Genomic DNA, 21501 nt, shown 5'->3' with positions numbered 1-21501 from the left:
GCAATTCGCGGTTATAAAGCGTTTTTCATTTTCTTTGGTTTAAATTCAAGTATTTCGTCTCGTTTTGAGGATGTAATATATTGCTTTTGATTTGCTCCATTTTTGTCCATCAACCAAATGTCTGAATTTTCTGACACACGAGTATAGGCAATAAATTTTCCGTCCGGAGTCCAACGTGGCCATCTGTTATCAAAAGTGTCTGAAGTTAATTGTGTGATGTCGCTACCATCTAAACTCATTGTATAAATGTCTGCTTTACCATTTATAAAGTAATGACAGACAATTGTTTTTCCGTCAGGTGAAATGTCCAATGCGCCATCATTACCAATTCTATTTGTTATTCTTGTAGAATAACTCCCTAAAGTATCGGTAACAAATATTTCACTGTTAGTTATTTTATTAGCGGTATCTCTTTCCATAAATGAAGTATAGAAAATGCGATTGCCATCGGGATGAAAATTCGGGGAGCCATCTAATCTGTCATTGTACGTAATTCGAGTTGTCTTTTTTGAAGTCAGGTTCATCAAATAAATTTCGTATTGCTTATGGTCAATATTTGATACGAACAAAATTGACTTTCCATCCGGAGAAAACGAGGGTCCGTATTGGTCTAAGGTGTCTTTTGTCAGTTGCTCAGTAGTTTTTAAGTTAACATTGTATAGATAAAGATCGTATTGCTTGTTTACTTGTTTTGCAAAAAGGATGAAATTACCATCAGGACTCCATTTAACTCCGTAATCAACATATTTGTCGTTCGTAACATTAAGAGGTTGGTTGCTCGAAGTTGAAACATATAAATCCAAATAGCCGCCTCTGTCAGAAATAAAAGCGTAGTTGTATTTAGAAACTTTACAGGAGCTAAAAAATAAAAATCCTAAAAGGAAAAGGTGAAATCTTGCCATTCTTTTAAAATGCCCTTAACGGCCGTCTGTGAAAAAACCGGTAACAAAAATACTCTAATATTTTAAGCAGTGATAGAAAATGCAAATAGTCTGTCTTGACAACAGCATCAGTGCCGGTAACCTTGTTCGGTTTATAGATGCTTAGTTGAGCATCCGGATTTGTCAAAATTGGGCGTTGAACCTCAATCGCTAAGAGCATTTTTATCACATTCCTGAGATATTGGAGGTTGTATAATAGTTGTTCAACAGTAACCTGTGTTATGCAGCAGTGTTTCTGTCCGTTCCGAAAATTCGTTACTCATTTACGCTATTAGAGAGTTTCTTTTTGTATTATACATCAGCAAATATCCCCTCTTGTTTGCATCATTTAAAAAAGAACGGCTGATTAATGTTTCTACAAATAGTTGCTTTTCTATAAATGGACTTATTAGTTTTTCAAACCTGCCTTCGGTAACGCCTATTCTTTTTGCAAATTCAGCAAAATCCCTTTTTGCAGGATATCCGCTTTTTTTGTATTGCTCACTTTTAAAATCATCTGCAAACAGCCCTTTATCCTACCTTCCGCACCCCCTATTCCAATTTGTAGTATTTTTGAATTTCCTCAGAAAAGAGACCTAAAATGCGCCTGTGTAGGTCTTTAACATTGATGATGAGAGTTTTGTTTTCGTTTAATATGTACAGTATATGTATTCCTGTAAACAAAGCAAATATCCATCGCATCGTGGGTTTATCTGTTGGTTTTTGTGACTGATTGGGAACTGTTTGGTTGTTTTTTTGCAATTGTTCTCTCAATTCTTTCTCCAAACAACTATAAACGGTCAGGCACATAGCCATCAGCATCAAAATAACCTCTAATCGTTCAGGCTTCTTGACAAACATGGTGGATGCCATAAATTGCTTGTCTTTCATAAAACGAAAACCGCGCTCAACTTTTGCCTGCCCCTTATAGCCGGCAAGCAGTTCTGTGTCGGAAAATTCTTCTTCAAAAGTGTTGCTTGCCAGAATAAACCTACCCAATTTGGAGACGGACTGTTGGTAATCCGCCGGGCAGCAAACATAATCACCCTTTATCCGCCAACCTACCAGTTCCTTTACTGCATCTTTAGACGGTTTCCCCTTTTGTTTAAAGCCCTTTACGCCGCAGAGTTGCATTTCGTACAGGCAGCCATACTTCAAGTCCGCAACAAATTTATTCGCTGCTTTTTGAGCATCTGCCTGACAGTTATATACTGTTCCCGATAACTTCTCAAATGCCTTATATTCCTTTATACTGCCACTCAAAAATTGCTTGTTAAAGGTTTTCTTCTCCCGCTCGTGCGCTTGTTCCGAGCGGACGATTAGCCAGCGTTGTGGAACATCGGCATAGTTGGTGCGAACAGAAACGTACTGATAGCCCGAATACTCCTCCCCGGTCAAAGAATCCCATTTCTGCCGTTTCGGTGTTTAAAATGAGTGCTTTCGCCGCTTTGTTCGTTTCCTGTACACGAGTGAGCCATTTTTGTCCGGCAAGGCTTTGAAGGGTTGTCTGGGTATATAGCGCACTGTCTGCCACCCAGCACTGCGGCTCCATACCCTCTGCGCTCAAACTTGCCGCATATTTTTCGATAAAGGCTCTGAAACTTGTCTTATCATCTGTATTCCCACTCAATGCTTCCATCATCAAGGGAATACCCGAAGTATTTTCAACTAACAAGTTCAGCATTACTTGTTTCAGATCAGGGCGATGGTCGCGACTGTAGCCTTGACGAACTTCTAAACAGTCCTCACAACCTGATGACGGGTAGTTGCCATCTACATGAAAACTGGTGCTGTCTAAATGATAAAAACGAGGTGATTTATCCAAACCCATCTTCTGTGCAGCCTGTTTGCCAAATTCCATAAAAAACTCACTCACCCCAAACTCGTAGATAGCATCTAAACTTCTGCCCAACCGATCATCGTTCAGCATCCCGGCTTCTACCCCCTCACCTAAAAGGTGCGCCACAGGTTTGTCTTCAAAAAATGAGGAAACCATGTACAGCCGCCTCTCAGAAAATCCTAAACCTATTAAAATCAATGCTTTTAAGCAGATCCCAGTACTAACTTTTTGTCGCTCTTCATCTCCCCAAATTAATCTGTCTGTTAACCCAACAACTCCAAGCTTATCGCACATACCTGCTACTATGCCTAAGTGAGACAAATTTACACTCTCAAATTGTGTTTCCATTAATTATGATTACTTGTTTAACTCAAGTATCCGAATAATTCCCGAATTTTAAACATTAGGGGTGCGGAAGGTAGGCTTTATCCAATGCAAAACCGGTATCATCAACATGCAGTTTTGTGTTTACCAAATCATAGGCAGGACTGAGTAAGAAGTCGCCTCTTGAAGATTCCAACAATGAAAAATTTTTCAGGTGAGCGTCACCATTCGAAAACAAGAAATTGAACACCACTAATGAAAAATATTTTTCTATTTCTATTCGCCATGCGGAAACATATTGCTGTATCAACAGTCCTGCTTCTTCGTAGCTGTATTGGTATTTAAAATTTGCTCCGGCAGTATCTTTTGTTTTTCCAGCCAATGTTGCAAAATCTTCTTCGCCCCATTTACCTCCATCTTCTTTTATATCAAAGCGTTTGGTGATATACGCAGGTGAACCATTCTTAAAAAAAATCATGGCGTTTTCTGCTGTATTTAATTTATATACTTGTTTGGCTATTTGCATGGTCAAATGTTCGTTGGCAGGAACTTGGTCAACCTGTTTCAAATCCCTTGGTATAGGTTTGAGCAGGTATGTTCCCTGTTCTCCTTCTTGAGTCAACCGCAATATATTTTTCTCCAAAAGAAAACTTAATTTTTCCTGCACACCCGATATGGATATGCGTTTACGATTTTCCATGAACAACTCTGCAACCTGTTCGTTTTGCTGAGGGTGCTCATAAGGCAAAACATGATTTACTTTTTTACCATTGAACAAATTCCGCAAACAACCCGGGCTATAAGTAGAAAATCCTTCTGTCAAAGTTCCCGGACAATATTTTAATTCATCGAAGTTCATTTTGTCGGTATTGGTTTTACAGTTACTGCTCCAATCGTATCATATTGTGCTGTTGCTGCCAGCAGTCCGAAATTATCTTCTTCGTCTATTCTCAATTGTGTGCTTTGCAATTTTCGGGTTACTCCTTCACTCAACATATTGAAAAAAAACGGAAACAAGAATTTGCTACTGTATTCTTTTTGTGATTTTGGCATTGTCAAACTGATTGCCGCTTTACCGGAATCATAAAAATAGTTGTCATCATATTTGAAAATATAATGCTGACGATTTTCTTCTGTCAGTGTTCCTGCTAAAATTCCGTTGCGGTATATTTCCAGTGCTTTCATTTACTCAATATTTCTTTTTCACTTCAAGTTTTAGTTCTAAACCCAGCACTTCTACTAATTTATTCAACACTTCTAACGATGGGTTGCCTTGTCCCCGCTCAAGCTTATACAAGGTGTTAATGCTCACCTTTGCCAATTCGGCTAAGTGGGGTTGTGTTATGCTCAGCTCTTTTCGCCTGTTTTTTATTGTTTCACCAAGTTTCTCAACTAACATTATACTGTGATTTTTACGTCAAAGGTATGTTTTTTTTAAAATTATGCAAACAAAATCACAGCATAGTGTGATTTATGCTTTTAATTGCTCCGTCTGGACAAGGAAAATATTCCGAATCACATTTTAGTGAGATTTTCCTTACTCTCAATTTATTTTACGGAATATATATTGAGTTTGGTCAGTATTTTGTTTGATTGATGAGAAGCTCTTCTATCCATTTATCTCCGATTAGGATTTTACGATGGTCTTGTCCGATTTTTATGAGTACCGCACGCAACTTTTGCGGGTATATTTTTTCTTTCTCATCCACCCTCAGCATAGATTTTTATATCAACAGCGGCATCCGGTTGATGGGGCTGTTGTGTACAAATAGGCATAAGCCATGTAAATAATCTGTTTGTGGTGTTTGGGGAAAAACAAGTTAAGCTTCTGTTCTGTTAATTTGCCGAAAACCTCCAAAAGCCGGTAAATCCACATTCCCTAACAGCAATCTTGGTTAGGTCAACCTCTTTTGAGGCACTTATTTTCGTTTTCTGCTCATCTGAGGCAGTAAAGCCGTCAGACTGGGTAATCTTGCCCAACATCGCACCGGTTTTCTTGCATCTTTTTTTGCGCACAGGGTCATCATAAGAACTCACGGCATACAAATAGTAGTGTCCATTGATGCATCTAAGCTCTGTTACAGGTTTGCGATGCAGGATAGTTATGTTCCATAAAATACGGAATACACATGAAACGCCAAAAACTACTAAATACAAAGAAATCAACACAACAGCATTGCTACAAACCAATACCGTCCTGTTTCCGCCCTCACCAAAACACTACTTTGCCCACGGCAAAAAGTTGCTTTGAATTGGGGTGGTGTAAATGCAGGAAGTACAAACCGCCCGGCAAATCTGCACGGTCTATGGTAAACTCGGGCAGCGAAACGGTCTGCTCCCAGACCCGACTTCCGGCAGAGGTAAGCAATACCGCGTGGGCATTGGCTGGAGTATCGGGCATTAAATGGTAAAGTTCAACCTTTACCTGCCGGTCTGCCGGATTTGGAGTGAAGTGCAACAGAGGTTCGGCAACGGTAGCGGCGTTACGTTGCAGGGTAACTGCGGCGAGGTAGTTTTCTTGTCCGTCAAAATCAGTTTGGGTGAGGCGGTAGCATGAAAAAGGTTCTTGGGTAGGATGCAGCCAATTGTAGTTGCGGGCAATACTGCTGAAACCTGCCGCCGGAACAACGGTTACGGGTTTAAACGAAGCCCCTGTTCGGTTTTGATGCGTAGCGTAAAGGGTATAAAAATGGCAATTGGTTTCGGTCGCGGCCGTCCACTGTAACAGATTGCCCTCTTCAATAGCTTCTCCGGTAAAACCAATCAACGAAACAGGAAGCGGAGGTGAGGTGCAGCCCTCAATTATTTGAAGGGTAAGTGTATCGGAAACAGCAGAACAACCCTGTTCATTTTGGAGGGTTAAAACGTAGTTTCCCGATAATTGGGGTTTAAAATGAGCACTTTCGGAAACAGGATTGCCATTCAACAACCAGGTAACTGCGGTATTTGGCGGAATGTTGAGCAGAATGCTGTCGCCAAGACAAAAATCATAACAGCCCCGCGGGAGGGTATGGGCAGGTGGAAGCGGATTTACCCCCATCGAAGTATTGGCAGAGGAAGTGCAGCCGTTGATGTCTGTAATAGTTACACTGTAAGTGCCTTCCATAAATATATCAACAGTCGAAGAGGCAGTATTTGTGTTCCAGAGGTATTGCTCTGCCTGCGGGCTAACCACTTGCAGGGTTAGTATTTCGCCGGCGCAAATAACGGCATCTGCGGGTTGAATTTCCGGCGCAGGAGGGAAATCGTGAAAATACACATTGACAGGACCGCTTTGTGAACTGCAACCTGTGGTATTATTAGTAACAGTTACAGAGTAATTACCGGAATTGGCAACGGTGAGATAAGGGCCGGTGTATCCGCTTGACCAGATATAGCTGTGACCGAGAAAGTAAGAATCTCCTAAACTAAAAGGCTGATTGCCGCATCGGTGTATCTCATAAAGATTGGGGTTAAAGGATAAAGGAGGAGGAACAGCCGCCTGAATATAAACAGGTTCGGCTGTATAAGCGCAGGTTCCGTCGGAAGGCAGGACATGAACGGTATATGCACCGGGTTGAGTGATCCATATATTTTGTTCGGCACTGCCGTTGTTCCACAAATAAGAAACGGCATCGGGCGGAGCGGTTAATAAAACGCTGTCCCCGGGGCAAAGCCATAATTTGGAAGCAGCAATGGTTTGAGGAATAACGGGACTATCGTTAACGGTAAGGGTTTGGGCGAAGGGCAGACTATTGCACCCCGTCGAATTGGTTATGGCTAAGGACACAGAAAAAGTTCCTGCCTGACTATACGCATAGAGCGGGTTGGGAACGTTGCTGCCGTTGCCATCTCCAAAATCCCAATGATAAGCGGAAGCATTTACCGGCAAGGCGGCAAACTGAACGGGTTGCAAAAGGCAGACATTCTCCAAGGCGGTAAATGTGGCCGCAGGCAGGGGCAACACCTGTATCTGACGGTAGTAGGTATCCGTACAATCACTATTTCCGGCGGTAAGAGAAACGGTATAAACGCCCGGAGTATCGTAAACGTGTTGCGGATTGGGAAGGCCGGAAACTGCCGGCGTACCGTCGCCAAAATCCCATATCCACAAAGAAATTTCAGCATCGGGAATATACACGGAGGCATCGGTAAAAGTAACGGTATCTCCAACGCAAACCTTGTTTGGAGCATCAAAAACTGCTTTAAGCGGCACAATAGCCGTTTGATAGGCATTTTTGTAACAAAATTCCGGCGAAGCGGCAAGGTTGATAAACTTTGCAGAAAGTGTTACTCTGTATTCGCCGGGCATATTATAGGTATGCTCGACCGGCATACCGGCCGGGGCGGATTGAAACCCCGTGTTTTCGCCCCAGTTCCACAAGTATTGAACGGCATCTCCCTCGCTGAGGTTGTCGGCATTGAGGGTGTTGCAGAGTTGGTTGTTGTAGCTCAACGCAAAATCCGTCTGCGCATCGTCGGGAAAAACACAGGCAGAAGGCGAGGGCAGCCCCGGCACAGATATAATGGTACAATCGTAATGGTTGATTGTTATCGGATTTGAAATCTGCCTGCATCCCGTAACGGTATCGGTTATTTCAACCCGGTAAATATAAGACTGAACCGCAGTATCGGACGTATAAATATGGTCAGGCTCATTCGCGCCGGCAACGGGGAGGTCGTCCAAAGACCATTGGAAAATGGTGTTAGGGGCTTTCAACGCTGTTAATTGCGAACTTTGGGGAGAGAACTGAATACAAAAATCGGTATAGTCCGATGTATAGATATGCGCAACCGGAGCGGCTTTTTGTTGAACCGAAATCAGGTTAGCTGCCGTACATCCGTTGGCATCGGTCACCCTGACGCGGTAAACGCCGGAAGTGTTAATGGTTATATTGGGCGTATTGGCAATGTTTTCGCCCGTATCGTCCGACCAGAGATAAGCCTCAAAGCCGGGATTTGCGGAAATAACAGACGAGCCAAACTCGCAAAGCGGCTGATTGACGGAAAGGACGGGCTGCTCCGGAGCGGGAAGAAGGTGAATGGTCAGCGCGGTTTCGATACCGCAATAAGTGGCCGTAAGGACAGCTTCCTGTTCAGTCGAAGTCCAACTCACGGAAACAGTAAGGTTATTGCCGGGACTGAGATGCAAAATGCCTGCATTTGGCGGGGACAGACTCCATGAAACGGGCAGGTTTGTAGCCGGCAAACTAACTGCATAAGCGCCGGTAGTTCCGGTACATACTGTTGTGTTTCCCGTGAGCGATATTTCATTTCCGGTCATTAAAAAAGGAGTAAAAACGGCAATGGGCGAATGACATTGATAGAGGTCTTTATATCGCTGCACAACCGATATGCTATAAACGGGCGCATCGGGCAACCACTGCACTTTCACTTCGGGCAAATTCGACCCGCCAATGATACTTCCGCCTTGTACTGTCCAGGTGAACGAATGTTCGGAAGTGACGGGGTCCGGGCTGACAATCTGATAAGCATAAATTTGAGCAGGGCAGATATATGCAGCACCGGAAATGGAAGGCTGCACTATAGCCGGTTTTACGGTTACGGAAACGGCGGTTTCCGGCTGACAGTGCTGAAGGGGATTGAGCGATTGTGCGGTAACGGTAAAAGTACCCGGCATATCCCAAAGCACATGAACGATTGAGGTGTTTTGGCCACCGGTAATCACTCCGCCCGATACCGACCAAACAACCGGAAATCCGGTATTGTTGGAAAAAGTGGTGGTTTCGCCCTGACAGACAACCGGTTGGTTGGTTATAATGAGCAAAGGAGGGGGAATAACTATATTGGAAACATCCGAAACCGAACAACCGGCCAACTGATGGGTTACCTGTACCTGCAAAGTAGCATTTTGAGCGCCCCAGGTTACGGTTAAAGCAGAGGTGTTTTGCCCCGAAACGCTTGTCGCCGCACCGGGAGGATTGATGATCCAGTGATACGCCGCGCCGTTAAAAGAAGGAAGGGAATACAGGACAGGCTCTCCCTGACAGGGAATGGTATCGCCCGAAATGAACAGTTGTGGCGGGATGATTCCGATTTGTGCGGTAGCAGGCAAGGTGCATTGTTCTTGTTCACAATCGGCAAGCGTAAGCTGTATGCCGCCGACTGGATTGTTTCCCCAGTTTACTTCTATGGAAGGGGTGCCCTGACCGTTGAAACTTTGCGCTCCCGAAACCTGCCACTCATAATTGAGGCAGGGCGATTGGGCAGAGGCGGTATAAGTTAGGACTGTTCCGGCACACAAACTGCCCGTGCAGGAAATTTCGGGCAAAGCGCCGCTATGAACCACAACGGTAATAGTGGCAGTATCGGTAGGGAAACCATTGGGCGAATTGCCGCCGGAATTTTGCCCGGCAATAAGCCGGACGGTGTATGTGCCGGGTTGTTGAAAAGCATAATCCGGCGAAGGCAAACTACTTTGGTCGCCATTGCCAAACAACCAAACATAGTTGTCGGCATGTTGCGAGGAATTGGTAAAAGCAATGGTCTGCCCTTGACAAACGGCTACGGTATCGGCGGCAGTCGGCATTGGTAGGGTAGAAAAAGCTGCCTGCGGCAAAGCAGGTTCAACCGGCGGAAGCTCTAAGAGGTTTTCAAAAATAAACATCCCCGGCAGATCAGCAGTTAATTGGTCACTAATTGATGCGATGGATAACACATCCATATCGCCGTCATTATCAATATCGGCAGCCAAAGACTGTATGAATGTTGGCGAAAAGGGGGCAGAGGTAACCCAATCGAAGCTTAGTGAAGAAAATGGAGAAGGGAAAACACCATATATGTAGTGCAAGTAAACAATGTGCCCGATTGACCCAACTCCACTCCAATTATGGGTTGACCAAATTTCCTTTGACCCATTTAGTGAGAAATCAGCTATCACATAAGGATCTTTGAAAGAATCACTCCAACTTTCTGCATTTGCTATACCCACTACCGAAAAGTTGCCTGATGGATGATAGGTAATAGCAGTAATCATTTTTGCCCAATCTGATTTGGTATTATAGGTTATTTCGAAAACGCCGTCATTGTTTAGATCATTCAACATCATATTAGCACCTGACCACGTATTTGTCAAATTTCCGGACAATGATACTAAAGGTTCAAAGCTTCCGGAAATTGTATTTCTGCGCACAACAATACTATCATCTGCTATTGTAGCAGTAGCCTGGGTGGTTAAATATACAAAATCGGGTAGCGCATCGCCATCTATTTCACCCACTACCAGTTCCCGGGCAAAAATATTATTGTCAATAAAATGTTCGGTAGTAAAAGCATAGCCACCTGTGTTTTCGTACCAAACTGCGGTGTTGTCGGTGAAAATAAAAAACAGGTCATCGTCTCCATCGTTATCGGCATCTGCCAAATACCAAAGATGAATTTCAATCAAATTGTCCAATAATGTATGCAGGTTGGCAAATGTGCCGTTTCCGTTGTTTTCGTACCAATGTACCTTGCCAACCGTATCTGCATTGCAAATCAGCAATAAATCGGGGTTGCCATCGGCATTTATGTCTTTAATTTCAAACCCTTTTAGCTGAGTTTCCGGCTCTGGCAATACAAGCTGCTCTATGAATTTGAAGTTTTTTTGCCCTAAGTTTTTGTAAATCAACAGCTCTTTCTCCGTACTTGCAATGACTACATCCTTAAAATTATCATTGTCTAAGTCGGCTATCTGAAAACTGCTAAACATATAGTTAGGGTTATCGCCCAAAATGCCGCTACCGACTGCTACCGGAGGCGAAACACTGCCTGTTCCAATGCCCTGATACAGTGAAATGTCAAAATGACGGGTGGAGCTAAATACAAAATCGGGCAGATTGTCGTTATTCAGGTCATCAACACAAAGAGAGGAGGAAAATATAAAATTTTCATAGACATAAACTGTTGCAGGATAGGTTATGGTTTGCGGAGACTCAAAATTACCATTCCCGTCATTGAGTACGTGGTATATCTGAGGTAGCTGATAAGGCAACCCAAAAAAATACTGAACTGCTGCTATATCCGTGTGGGTATCGTTATTGAGATCAGCCGGCGCAATATTGTAATAATGGTAATTTACAGCAGGAATAATGGTAATAGCGCTACTCATTGCCCCGCCTGAAAAGTTTTTATGCCATACAGCCGTCTGATAATTGCAAAGCAACAAATCAGGTATGCCGTCTGCATCCATATCGGAATAATAAAACACTACCGGCCGGCTTATACTGTTAGCGCTTAAAAGGAGCAACTCCTCTGCGAAAACACCTCCTCCCAAATTGGGCAGCCAATACATCTGCTCGTTGTCCCACAACAAAATATCGGCATTGCCATCCAGATTTAAATCTGCCGATTGTGTGATGAAAGGAAACAGCACTCCAAATCCGGGCGTGTAGGGAGGGGTAGCAACTGCCGTTTGTTCATCGCCAAAACTGCCATTCCCATTATTGGCCCGCCATACAATTCGGTCGTTTCGGGCATAGAATATATCCTTAAAACCATTTCCATTGAGGTCGGCCAATTCAGGCGCTTCTACGGTTGTTAAAGTTTGTTGATACTCAAAATAGCCGTTGCCTTGGTTTAGGTGAATTTCGACATTCATAAAAGAGGTATTGTATGACCTGCCGTAAATTAACAGGTCAATTAACCCATCGTTATTTAGGTCGGAGGGTAAAAATCCAATGTTTAAAGGTACAATGTTATAGGGTGAGTCGTAATTGTAGTAGTCGCTAAGCATTAGGATGTCTTGATATTTATGAATTTTGATTTGATTACCGGAATTGTTAAACGTTCCTTCCCCATTGTTTTTATACCAAATCAGGTTTTGACTGATAGCTGGAAACGTAATAATGTCTTTATGTCCATCTCCATCTATATCTGCCAATTGCGTTTGGAGGGGATAAACCAAACCTTCTGTTACAATATCGGCCGGGGCAAAATTTACTTCTGCAAATGGGAATACCTGCCCTGAAACCGGCAACATAAACGCCAACCAAAGCAACAGGCAAATTGCCCTGCCGTAAATCAATTCCAAGACGTTATTGCAGCGAAAAAAGAGTGGTTTGTAAAAAAGTTGATGGGTCATAACATACATTTGTACTTGTGAAATGGAATGATCTTAACACAAGTTATCAAATGTTTTGTTATTGTCGCTGCAATACGAAAAAAGAGCAGCAAAAACTTATAGACATATCCGGCAGTTCAATAGTAATTGCCGATTAAACATTCACAATAATCGGCTTGTTTTACAGACACCGGACACCTCGGAGACATCCGATGTCGGCCGGTAAAATTGTTTTGTAATCTCGGGTTCGGTTGTTTTGATTGTAGAGACGTGGCACGCCACGTCTTTACGTTATAACAACCGGATGTGTTTCTAAATAACAACAACCTGACATATCTCTACCGCAATGTTGGTTAAAATGCCCTCCCGTCAAAACGGATAATCGTTCTGTTTGCACAGATATTCAGCAACCTTGCGGCGAAGCTGGATGGGGTTAACGTCATATCGTGGCAACAGCCGGTTGAGCAGGGTCATCAGCAGGGTTTTTTCTGCGCCGGTGGCAAATCCGGTGATGGCATCTTCACCCGCTTTTCGGGCTTTGTTGACCGATTCGTACAGGTAAATGCGGGCTAAGTTTCTTTTCACTTTATAGGCTTCGGTTTTTTTGCCTTCGTCGGCGGCATAGAGTTTTTCTATTCGTAACCAGACCGATTCGCTCACATAAGCCTCTGCCAGCATATCGGCAAGCAATAGCACGATTTCCTGCTGCTCGGCAAGTTCTAATTTGAGTTTTTGAGCTGCGCGTAGCCCGACCATCAAAAAGGCATCTTTCAGGTTTTGTATCAACTGTTTTTCTCGGGCAAATTTATCGTTGCCGGTGGAGGGGAGTGCTCCTTTCAGCAAGTGCAGGGGCAGGCTTTTCAGCGAAGCCTGAAGGTCAATTTCTTTGTTTTTAAATGCCCGCTTAAACAATTCGGCTACCGACAACATGCGGTTGATTTCGCTGGTGCCTTCGTAAATCCGGGTAATTCTCGCATCGCGATAGCCGCGCTCTACTCCGGTTTCTACTGCATATCCCATGCCTCCGTGAATTTGCAGGGCTTCGTCCACTACATAAGTAACGACTTCGGAGGCATGAACCTTCATAATCGAACATTCAACGGCAAATTCCTTAATGGCCTGCAACTTGGCCTGGGGCGGCGCAACGCCCTGAGCCATTAATTCGCGACATTTCAGGTCAATATTATATCCTATGCGATAAGTGGCCGATTCGGCGGCAAAAGTACGGGCTGCTGCTTCGGCCAATTTATGCTGTATGGCCCCAAAAGTAGAGATGGGTTTGTCAAACTGTATGCGCTCGTTGGCATATTGGATGGACTTGCCGATAGCAAATTTGCTCCCCCCTACTGCTCCGGCAGCCAGTTTAATCCTTCCCGTATTAAGAATATTGAGCGCGATTTTAAATCCTTCGGCGCGTCCGCCAAGCAGGTTTTCTTTCGGAACGGGGCAATCGGTAAAAAACACCTGAACCGTTGACGAACCTTTAATGCCTAATTTTTTTTCTTCCGGTCCAATCTCAATCCCCCCAAAGGCTTTTTCGACAATAAAAGCCGACAAGTCGGTGTCGTTATCTATTTTTGCAAACACGATGAAAATATCGGCAAACCCTCCGTTGGTAATCCACATTTTTTGTCCGTTCAGGAGGTAGTGTGTGCCCGCAACATTCAGCATAGCCTTTGTTTTTCCCGAATTGGCATCGGAACCCGCTCCGGGTTCGGTCAGGCAATAGGCGGCTTTGAGTTTTCCGGTTCCGATGCCGGGCAGGTATTTTGCTTTTTGCTCAGAAGTACCGTAAAACACGATGGGCAACGACCCGATTGAAGTTTGCGCGCCAATGGTGGTGGCAAACGAAAACCCCTGTGCACCCACTTCGCCAAACAGCAGGTTGGTGTTAAAGTCCATATCCAATCCCCCGTATTCTTCAGGAATGACCATACATAAAAAACCCAGTTCGCCGGCTTTTTCGAGCAGCTTTGGCGACATTTCCGGGTCTTTGTGTTCGTCCAGTTCTTCTAAAATGGGGTGTATCTCCTGCTCGATAAACTCCTTCAGCGAGGCGGCCATCATGCGTTGTTCGTCGTTCCATTCTTCGGGCACAAAAATATCGGCAGCATCGGTTGTGCCGGTTAAAAATGCTCCTCCTTTAGGAATAAAGGGCAGTTGCTTTTCTTCGGGCAATGATGGCATGTCCGAGTCCGGCTTTACTTTTTTCAGAAATTTTATCGCTTTGTCAATAATGTTAGGGTAAGACATTTGTCGGGTGTAATGAGTGAAGATAAAAGTTGATTTAGTACAAGGGGTTGGATTTCCGGATGTTCTTTTTGTTGTCTTGTATAGGGGGTATTAATATCTGAGCAGGCCGACTCCGATGTATCCGGCGTTTTTGGCATAAAGCTCGAAATCGGCGAGGTTGATCCAGCCGTCTAAATTTCCGTCATAAATGGAGTAGGCGGTTTGGGGTTGTCCCAAGTTGGGTTGAAGGAGGTTATAGTCGGTATAATTAACGATGCCGTTTTGTTCATAATCGGCAGCATATAAAACATAGGTCGAAGGGCTTAACTGTAGGAGTTGGTTTGGCCCAAAAACCTGAGCGGGATTTTGGGTAAAATCATAAGCAAAAGCATTGGGCAACAAGACCGGACCTTTGCTCATCACAGGGGCGTGGTTTCGATGACGAACAACTAAGTAAAAACTTCCGGCATTTGGAGTATTGCGCAACAAAACCCCGTCTGTTCCATCGGAAGCCTTCACCGTTCCGTTGCTCATCAGTATTCCCGCCGCACGGTCGGTAACTATCGAAACATCTGAAGTGCTTCTTATTTCTATCAAAACCCAGTCCACAGCACCAAACGGGAGGGCAGGAATCCATTCACTGCCGTCATAATTCCAGGGGGGCAGGTTGTACGGCTGTTCATTGGGCAATAGCCCGCTATTAAGCAAATCCGTGTTCATGTTGCCGGTCGAAAGGTTGAAAGGTCCTTCTAAAAACACTTTTACCTTGGCTCTGATACAGTTGGTGGTAAAACTGTTGTAGGCATAGTCGCTATAAGTATCCCCGCAATAGCTTCTTACCCTGATTTCATAGCGGGTACATGCCGGCAGGTTGGAAATGTTAATGCTGTTAAGCGTTGTGTATTGTGTAGTCCAGGTATCCCCGCCGGTGGGTTGATAGCTGACTTCATAAGCAACACCCGGAACAGGTTGCCAGATAGCAGTAGTTTGAATATATCCGGCAGTAGGAATCAACAAGTTTTGAGGAACTGCAGGTAGGATGATGTTTACATCGAGGTTGGCAGCATCGCTTTCATACAGGTTGCGGTTAATTTTTCTGACACTGACACTGCCGTTGCCTTCGCCCCATTGAACGGTGATGGTATGACTATTGGCAGGATTGGTAAGGATATCGCCCCCCTGAATCATCCAGCAAAAGGTGTGATCGGCATGAGGTTGTACGGAGTAAGTGGCAATGCTGTTGGCACAAGCTGAAACAGGTCCTGAAATTTCGGGAGTTGCCGGTTTCAGGAATTCATAAAGAAAATCCGCAGTTTTTTGCTGGATATACAGGGCTTCGTCGGGCAAAATCCATACCTCATGGCCAAAATCAAAAGTGTGCAATTCGTTTAAAACCCCCACAGTATTACAACGGTCGGCAATACTGACAGAACCGTAAAGTGTAGGAAATACCGGATAACTGAATGGTGCACCTCCGTCGGGAAGTACGATATTGTCGTTCAAACCGTGGAAAGAGATAATCGGTGGGTCGGTGGGCGATTGAATAAAATTCAGGTCGGCAATTGCACCCCAAAGGCTGATGACCAAATCGGGAGAACCCGATATATTGTAAGGGGATTGCCCCAGATTATTTCCGGAACATTCGGTACATCCCAAATCAGGCCAGGCATTAAATATACCCCCTCCTCCAAATGTGGCACTTAACAATGGATTTGTATTGCGCTCAACTTCACTGACATAAGCCGAATGAACGGCGCTGATGCCTCCGGCACTGTTTCCCCCGGCATACACATAGTTGGTATCTATACCATACTCGACTGCATGATGTTTTAAGAAGCGAACGGCAGCCTTCAGGTCTTGCGCTGCGCGATATACCGCTCTTACGGCGCTGTTGGTATTGGCAATGTTGAAGCCCAACCGGTAGTCAATAGCTGCAACTACATAACCACGCCTTGCCATAGCATTGCAAAAGTCAACCAATTGAGGTTGTTGTTTCCAACCAACCAAGAATGCGCCTCCGAAAGCCATCACAATTGCCGGACGTTTAGTTAATGTGTCGGCATCGGGCAGGTACAAGTCGAGCACCAACTGTTTATTGTATGTGCTGTTTTCTGAGATATAGGGAGGATAAACCAATGCAGGGGCATTACCGTAAGGTATGTTTTCGGTTCGGGTAACGGTAAAGTTTTCCGACAGGTAACGATTATTTGTACAAGTTTCCTGTGCCCAAAGAGCTAAATGAGGAAGCAAGCAACATACAAGAACCAAGAAGACCGATAGTGTAATGCATCGATTCATAATTCATCGGTTTAGAGTAGCGGTAACAAGAGAATGTCCTTTTGTGGGGCTAAAGTAAGCAATAAATATAGTATCCGGCTATTCAAAAACTTTTTACTGATATTTTACGCAAACTTAAAGTTTTATATGAATGGGGAGCAAATACATGCGATTAATTTGTGGTATTTTGTGTATGCCGTTTTCTTGGTCTTTTAATGGATTTGCTCCAGATTGCTGATGTCCTGTGCGGTAAGGCGGCGGGAAAACGCTTTAGGATATTCTTTAAGCCGAACTGTTTTTACGGCTCTTTCTGCTTCGTCTTTTGTTTCGTAAGGACCAATCAGGATTTTGGTAATATCGCGGTCGGCAGCATATTCATAATATACATTGCCAAACTTGCTGAGGTCTTTTATTTTTTTAACCTGTGGACTGTACATAGCTGCCAGTTGAACCATATAACTATTGGGAGTTAGCCGGCGGGTATTGTAATTGACAACAGGAGTAACCGGCGCGCTTTTACCGCCCAAAATTAAAAAGGCATCGCTAAACCCTCGTTGTTTGGCAATCGCCAGAATTTGTTCCGACCTGACCCGTCCGTAAAAAGAACCCAAAATCACCCGGGTGCGGTTATCAGAGGCAGGTTCGGTATATATTGTTCCCAAATCGTTCAGAGACAAGTAGTTTTTTGGATGAAAAGCAGAGCTCTTTATTATCGCCAATTGAATATCGTAAGGAGTAGTTGTATCGGATGAATTGCCGGCAGACCGGGGCGAGCCGATACCGGTTGTTTGTGGTGGAGATGTAGGTCGGGTTGTTGAAGTTGTGGTAGTGTTTACAGGGACATCGCCTTTACCGGAAGGTTGTTTGGTATTTACCGGTTGGGAAGAGGGAGCGGCAGGAGGAGTATCAGCGCCCCCTCCAGAATATCCGTCAGGTTGCAAAGGTGTATTGTCAGGCTCACCTTCTTCCAGTTCGTCTTTAACTTTATTATAAATTTTTTCAACCTTTCTGACGTTTTTGTCGAATTTCTCACTAACCTTTTCTGCCTCATCGCTCAACTTTTGGTTTGTTTCCCCCCAACTCACACGATCCTTATTGCCGTCATAGACAACATAAACAAAATAGACAATCAGCCCGAAGACCATAGCACTCAAAAAGGTTTGAAACAAACTTTTCATAAACAACAAGTTGTATCAGGATCGAAGCAGGAAAGGGTAAAGGCTTTTTTTAGAAGAAACACCTTTAATAATCATACAAATATAGTCATATTGTATGAATTTTCAAAAATAGCACTGTAACCGAAAAGTTTGTGTAGAGAAACTTATAGACATCGGTTGCTAATTAAAAAGAAAAATGCTTTGAAGAATGGAATTTGCAGAATGCAGTCAGATAAATTGAAAGCAGGGGTTGAGTTGTAAAGGGTAAAAAAGGAGCACTCAAATGGCAGTTATATTATTATTGATGAGTTCCAACGCCAAAGCCGGTGTTTGAGAGGCAGGCTCAACTATGGTTTTTTCGGTCAACTGGGTGGCTTTCGGAAGGGTAAAGTAAAAAGTACTGCCCTTTCCGGGTTCTGAGGTAACCCAAATTTTACCGCCGTATCGCTCGACAATTTTTTTGGTAATAGACAATCCAATTCCGGTGCCTTCATATTCACGATGGGTGTGCAAGCGTTGAAAGACCTGAAAAATACGGTCTATGTTCTCCTCATCTATACCAATTCCGTTGTCTTTGACCATAAAAACATAGTCGTCTTCTTCCAAATAAGAATCTATTATAATTTCAGCACCGTCTGAATTGTTAAATTTAAGCGCATTACCCATCAGATTTTGAAAAACCTGAATCATTTGAGTATAGTTAGCCTGAATAGAGGGCAGTTTGCCTATATAAACTTTGGCTTTGGTTTGTTTAATCCTTTCCTGAAGTGTGTTGGTAACGGTTTTTACCACTTCGGCGAGGTTTATATTTTTTGAATCTAAGTTTTTGCGGTTCACCCTTGAATATTCAAGCAGTCCGTCTAACAATTTATCCATACGGGTTGCCGCATCCGATATATAGTATAAAAACTCTTTACCGGATTCGTCAATTTTGTTTTGATAACGTTTGTTAAGCAGGTTAGAATAGTTATTGATCATTCGGAGCGGCTCTTTTAAATCGTGAGATGCCACATAGGCAAACTGCTCCAAATCGCTGTTGGAGACTGCCAGTTTTTTGTTTTGCACCTCGATTTCGGCATTTTTCATCTCAACCAGATATTTGGCTTTGGTTTCTGCTTTATATCGTCCGTAAGCTAACCAAAGCAACACGATCAGTGCCAAACCACCGAGCGAAGCAAAATAAAGATACAGCTTTTTCAATTTGTTCTTTGAAGTTAATAAGGCTACTTCTTTTTCCTTTTTCTGTATTTCGTAGCTGTTTTGGAGGTTGTTCATCCTGTCAATCATTTCACTTGTCAGGAGCGAGTCTTTTAAAGTAGCATGTTGCTTAAGGTATTGATAAGCGGCTTCCTGATTACCGGTTTTATGATAAGCCTCAGCCAGAGAGTTTTTGATTTTTGCGATGTCGGATTTAGCACCGATTTTGGTAGCAATTTGTAAGGCGCGGTTAAAATAGTCAATCGAAATTTCGTATTTGCCCGACTTCATATACATATATCCTATCGATTCCAACGTATTGGACTCAAACTGCTGATTCCCGGTCTGAGGTGCCAATTTATACGACCTGAATAAGTAATCTTCTGCATTTTTAAAATCTCCCAAATCGGTATAATTAACACCAGCACTGTGAAGAATGTAGGCCATAGCTGAGACATCTTTGTTTTGGTCTTTTTCAACCAACTTTAAGGCCTCCAAATCAAAATATAATGCCTGATCCCATTTGCCCATACTGCCATAAGTAGTGCCAATCGCAGAAAGGGTAGTGAGTACCCATTGAGGATTGTCAATTTTTTTCCAGACTTCGAGCGCTTTCTTATAATAATCAAGCGCCTGACTATAGAGTTTTTGTTCAAAAAAAACAGAGCCAAGTCCGTAGTAAGACTTAGCTATTTCTTTTTCATCTTTAAGCGTTTCTCGGATTTCGAGAGATTTTAACTGGTAGGAAAGCGCTTGGTTATAGTCGCCCAAAGCAAGGTAGGTATCTGCAAGACCGCTGTAAATCTGCGCTTTTTTGGATTGGGGTATATTATTTCCACCCACATCGAGCGCATGGTGAAAATAGTCAAGAGATTCCTTATGCGCACTCAACAAATAGCTAATCTGCCCTAAATAGGTCAGTAAACCGAGCGTTTGTTCATAATCGTTGAGTTCAACTGCTAATTTGAGTGCTTCAGCAAAAAAACCGAAGGCATTTTCATATTCGCCGTTCCGGTAAAACTCCTTGCCTTGGTCGCTAAGTTGTAATAGTGCTTTGCGGGGAGAAACGGCAACTTTTCTAATGCTGTCAGTTGATGCTTGAATAAGAACGGTCTTACTTTCGGTTTCATTAGCAAACACAAAGCCATTTGCTGAGAAGAACAGCGAAATTAAAACAACGGTCCCGAAAAAACAAGTTTGTCGTTTTGTAGCTGACATCAGAGGGAGGTTTTCGCAGCCTAAGCTTTGGTTGTGTAAGTAAGGGGTAGGGGTAAAAGTAAGCCCCAAAGGAACATATCTGTTAAATAGATGTAACCTTTGGGGCTTGCACAACAAAAGCAGTTGAGAAACTGCAAACTCCTAATCGTCTATATCTGGTACAGGAGGAGGAGGTTTGCGTCCGTCACCACCTTTAATTACACCTAACTGCTTATCAGTTAGCACATTTAATGCCAACTTTTCCACCAAGGTGTCCACACTTTTATTGAGTGTTTTCATAATAGTAGAGGTTTGGGATTAGTAATGGACCTGAAACTTAATGATACTTGGGCAGAAGCAGTAGGTATCTCATACTTACGCCATTTGTAAATTTAACGATGCCCAATCATTTTTGCAAACTTTTTTTACTTTTTTATGACATTATTTTCGATTTATTTTTTCGCTTGTGCATAGTTTTAATGCCTTTCAGCGTTTAAAAACAAAGTTGTCATAATCAAGAATGTATGCAAGGTTTATGTTTGCAGAAATTCCATCCATTTTTCTGTTGAAGGCGGCTGATAACTGTCTAATTTTGTAAACAGCGACTGTACTTCAGTATCGGTTATAATCATATTGCGGTTAGCAGCGCTCAAAAATTTATGTTCTACCGCCAGATCCAAAAAGGCTAAAAGGTGATGATAATACCCTCCTGAGTTGAGAATCGCGAAAGGCTTATTGTGCAATCCAAGTTGTGCCCAGGTAAAAATTTCAAAGAACTCTTCCATCGTTCCAATCCCGCCCGGCAAGACGATAAATGCGTCTGAGAGTTCTGCCATCTTCTGTTTGCGCTCATGCATAGTTTGCACAATTATTTGCACATTTAATCCGGTATGTCCCACTTCTTTGCGCATCAGAAAATCAGGAATTACTCCGACAACCTGACCGTTCAACCCGAGAACAGTATCGGCAAGTATGCCCATTAACCCCACATTTCCCCCGCCATAGATTAGTTTTAGATTCCGTTGTGCGATAATTTTCCCTAACTCTTCAGTCTGCTGCTTATATTCTTTTAAAATCCCGGTATTCGAGCCGCAAAAAACACAGATGTTTTTCAACATAATTGCCACATTTAGATGGTTAACTGTTCAATCAAGCCGATACCACTCTGTTTACGAGTATCCGTGATATCTTCGGGTTAATATACGGTTTATTTTGATTTCAGAAATAATGATTGCAAAACGCAAACCGTACTGCTTTTTCAGTAAATGATTTAATTGCAAACCTATGGACGTTATTCCTTTAACTTAACATAACTTC

Annotated in this window: 13 protein-coding genes and 1 pseudogene; all 14 read right to left on the bottom strand. The window is 43.2% G+C overall.

Going from position 1 to position 21501, the window contains the following annotated elements; genetic code table 11:
* Positions 1–11 precede the first annotated feature (11 nt).
* Complete coding sequence (locus tag IPM47_03160; GenBank protein QQS29966.1) at positions 12–902, bottom strand: PD40 domain-containing protein; 891 nt, start codon at positions 900–902, stop codon at positions 12–14.
* 570 nt (positions 903–1472) lie between these two features.
* Positions 1473–2183, bottom strand: coding sequence for an IS1634 family transposase (locus IPM47_03155; protein QQS31557.1), 711 nt, complete (start codon positions 2181–2183; stop codon positions 1473–1475).
* Positions 2184–2193: 10 nt separating this feature from the next.
* Positions 2194–3108: an IS1634 family transposase gene (locus IPM47_03150; GenBank protein QQS29965.1), complete on the bottom strand. Its 915-nt coding sequence runs from the start codon at positions 3106–3108 to the stop codon at positions 2194–2196.
* A gap of 76 nt (positions 3109–3184) precedes the next feature.
* A pseudogene (locus IPM47_03145) lies at positions 3185–3943 on the bottom strand (HipA domain-containing protein).
* Complete coding sequence (locus tag IPM47_03140; protein ID QQS29964.1) at positions 3940–4269, bottom strand: HipA N-terminal domain-containing protein; 330 nt, start codon at positions 4267–4269, stop codon at positions 3940–3942. The pseudogene IPM47_03145 and the gene IPM47_03140 overlap by 4 nt, the downstream one beginning before the upstream one ends.
* Positions 4270–4273: 4 nt before the next feature.
* A complete protein-coding gene (locus IPM47_03135; protein QQS29963.1) occupies positions 4274–4483 on the bottom strand; it encodes a helix-turn-helix transcriptional regulator in 210 nt (69 codons plus the stop codon).
* A 437-nt stretch (positions 4484–4920) separates the two neighbouring features.
* Positions 4921–5274 carry a hypothetical protein gene (locus IPM47_03130; GenBank protein ID QQS29962.1) on the bottom strand — a complete coding sequence of 118 codons (354 nt, stop codon included), beginning with the start codon at positions 5272–5274 and terminating at the stop codon, positions 4921–4923.
* 19 nt (positions 5275–5293) lie between these two features.
* Positions 5294–12145 (bottom strand): VCBS repeat-containing protein, encoded by a 6852-nt coding sequence (locus IPM47_03125; protein QQS29961.1) that lies wholly within the window; start codon positions 12143–12145, stop codon positions 5294–5296.
* Between the two features lie 348 nt (positions 12146–12493).
* Positions 12494–14311: an acyl-CoA dehydrogenase family protein gene (locus IPM47_03120; GenBank protein QQS31368.1), complete on the bottom strand. Its 1818-nt coding sequence runs from the start codon at positions 14309–14311 to the stop codon at positions 12494–12496.
* Positions 14312–14467: 156 nt separating this feature from the next.
* Positions 14468–16654 (bottom strand): carboxylesterase family protein, encoded by a 2187-nt coding sequence (locus IPM47_03115; protein ID QQS29960.1) that lies wholly within the window; start codon positions 16652–16654, stop codon positions 14468–14470.
* A gap of 191 nt (positions 16655–16845) precedes the next feature.
* The gene (locus tag IPM47_03110; GenBank protein QQS29959.1) at positions 16846–17811 is read right to left on the bottom strand and encodes an SPOR domain-containing protein; all 966 of its coding nucleotides are present in this window, start codon (positions 17809–17811) and stop codon (positions 16846–16848) included.
* Positions 17812–18069: 258 nt separating this feature from the next.
* Complete coding sequence (locus IPM47_03105) at positions 18070–20205, bottom strand: tetratricopeptide repeat protein (protein QQS29958.1); 2136 nt, start codon at positions 20203–20205, stop codon at positions 18070–18072.
* A 141-nt stretch (positions 20206–20346) separates the two neighbouring features.
* The gene (locus tag IPM47_03100) at positions 20347–20484 is read right to left on the bottom strand and encodes a hypothetical protein (protein ID QQS29957.1); all 138 of its coding nucleotides are present in this window, start codon (positions 20482–20484) and stop codon (positions 20347–20349) included.
* Between the two features lie 233 nt (positions 20485–20717).
* Positions 20718–21299: a TIGR00730 family Rossman fold protein gene (locus IPM47_03095; GenBank protein QQS31367.1), complete on the bottom strand. Its 582-nt coding sequence runs from the start codon at positions 21297–21299 to the stop codon at positions 20718–20720.
* Between the last annotated feature and the right edge of the window lie 202 nt (positions 21300–21501).

It is taken from the genome of Sphingobacteriales bacterium (assembly GCA_016700115.1).
Taxonomy (GTDB): domain Bacteria; phylum Bacteroidota; class Bacteroidia; order Chitinophagales; family UBA2359; genus UBA2359.
This window is presented reverse-complemented; position numbering and strand designations above follow the sequence as displayed.

Excerpts from the sequence above, each read along its gene's own strand:
- IPM47_03160 (QQS29966.1), bottom strand. The coding sequence starts at position 902 with ATGGCAAGATTTCACCTTTTCCTTTTAGGATTTTTATTTTTTAGCTCC.
- IPM47_03150 (QQS29965.1), bottom strand. The coding sequence starts at position 3,108 with ATGGAAACACAATTTGAGAGTGTAAATTTGTCTCACTTAGGCATAGTA.
- IPM47_03140 (QQS29964.1), bottom strand. The coding sequence starts at position 4,269 with ATGAAAGCACTGGAAATATACCGCAACGGAATTTTAGCAGGAACACTG.
- IPM47_03135 (QQS29963.1), bottom strand. The coding sequence starts at position 4,483 with ATGTTAGTTGAGAAACTTGGTGAAACAATAAAAAACAGGCGAAAAGAG.
- IPM47_03125 (QQS29961.1), bottom strand. The coding sequence starts at position 12,145 with ATGACCCATCAACTTTTTTACAAACCACTCTTTTTTCGCTGCAATAAC.
- IPM47_03120 (QQS31368.1), bottom strand. The coding sequence starts at position 14,311 with ATGCCATCATTGCCCGAAGAAAAGCAACTGCCCTTTATTCCTAAAGGA.
- IPM47_03115 (QQS29960.1), bottom strand. The coding sequence starts at position 16,654 with ATGAATCGATGCATTACACTATCGGTCTTCTTGGTTCTTGTATGTTGC.
- IPM47_03110 (QQS29959.1), bottom strand. The coding sequence starts at position 17,811 with ATGAAAAGTTTGTTTCAAACCTTTTTGAGTGCTATGGTCTTCGGGCTG.
- IPM47_03105 (QQS29958.1), bottom strand. The coding sequence starts at position 20,205 with ATGTCAGCTACAAAACGACAAACTTGTTTTTTCGGGACCGTTGTTTTA.
- IPM47_03100 (QQS29957.1), bottom strand. The coding sequence starts at position 20,484 with ATGAAAACACTCAATAAAAGTGTGGACACCTTGGTGGAAAAGTTGGCA.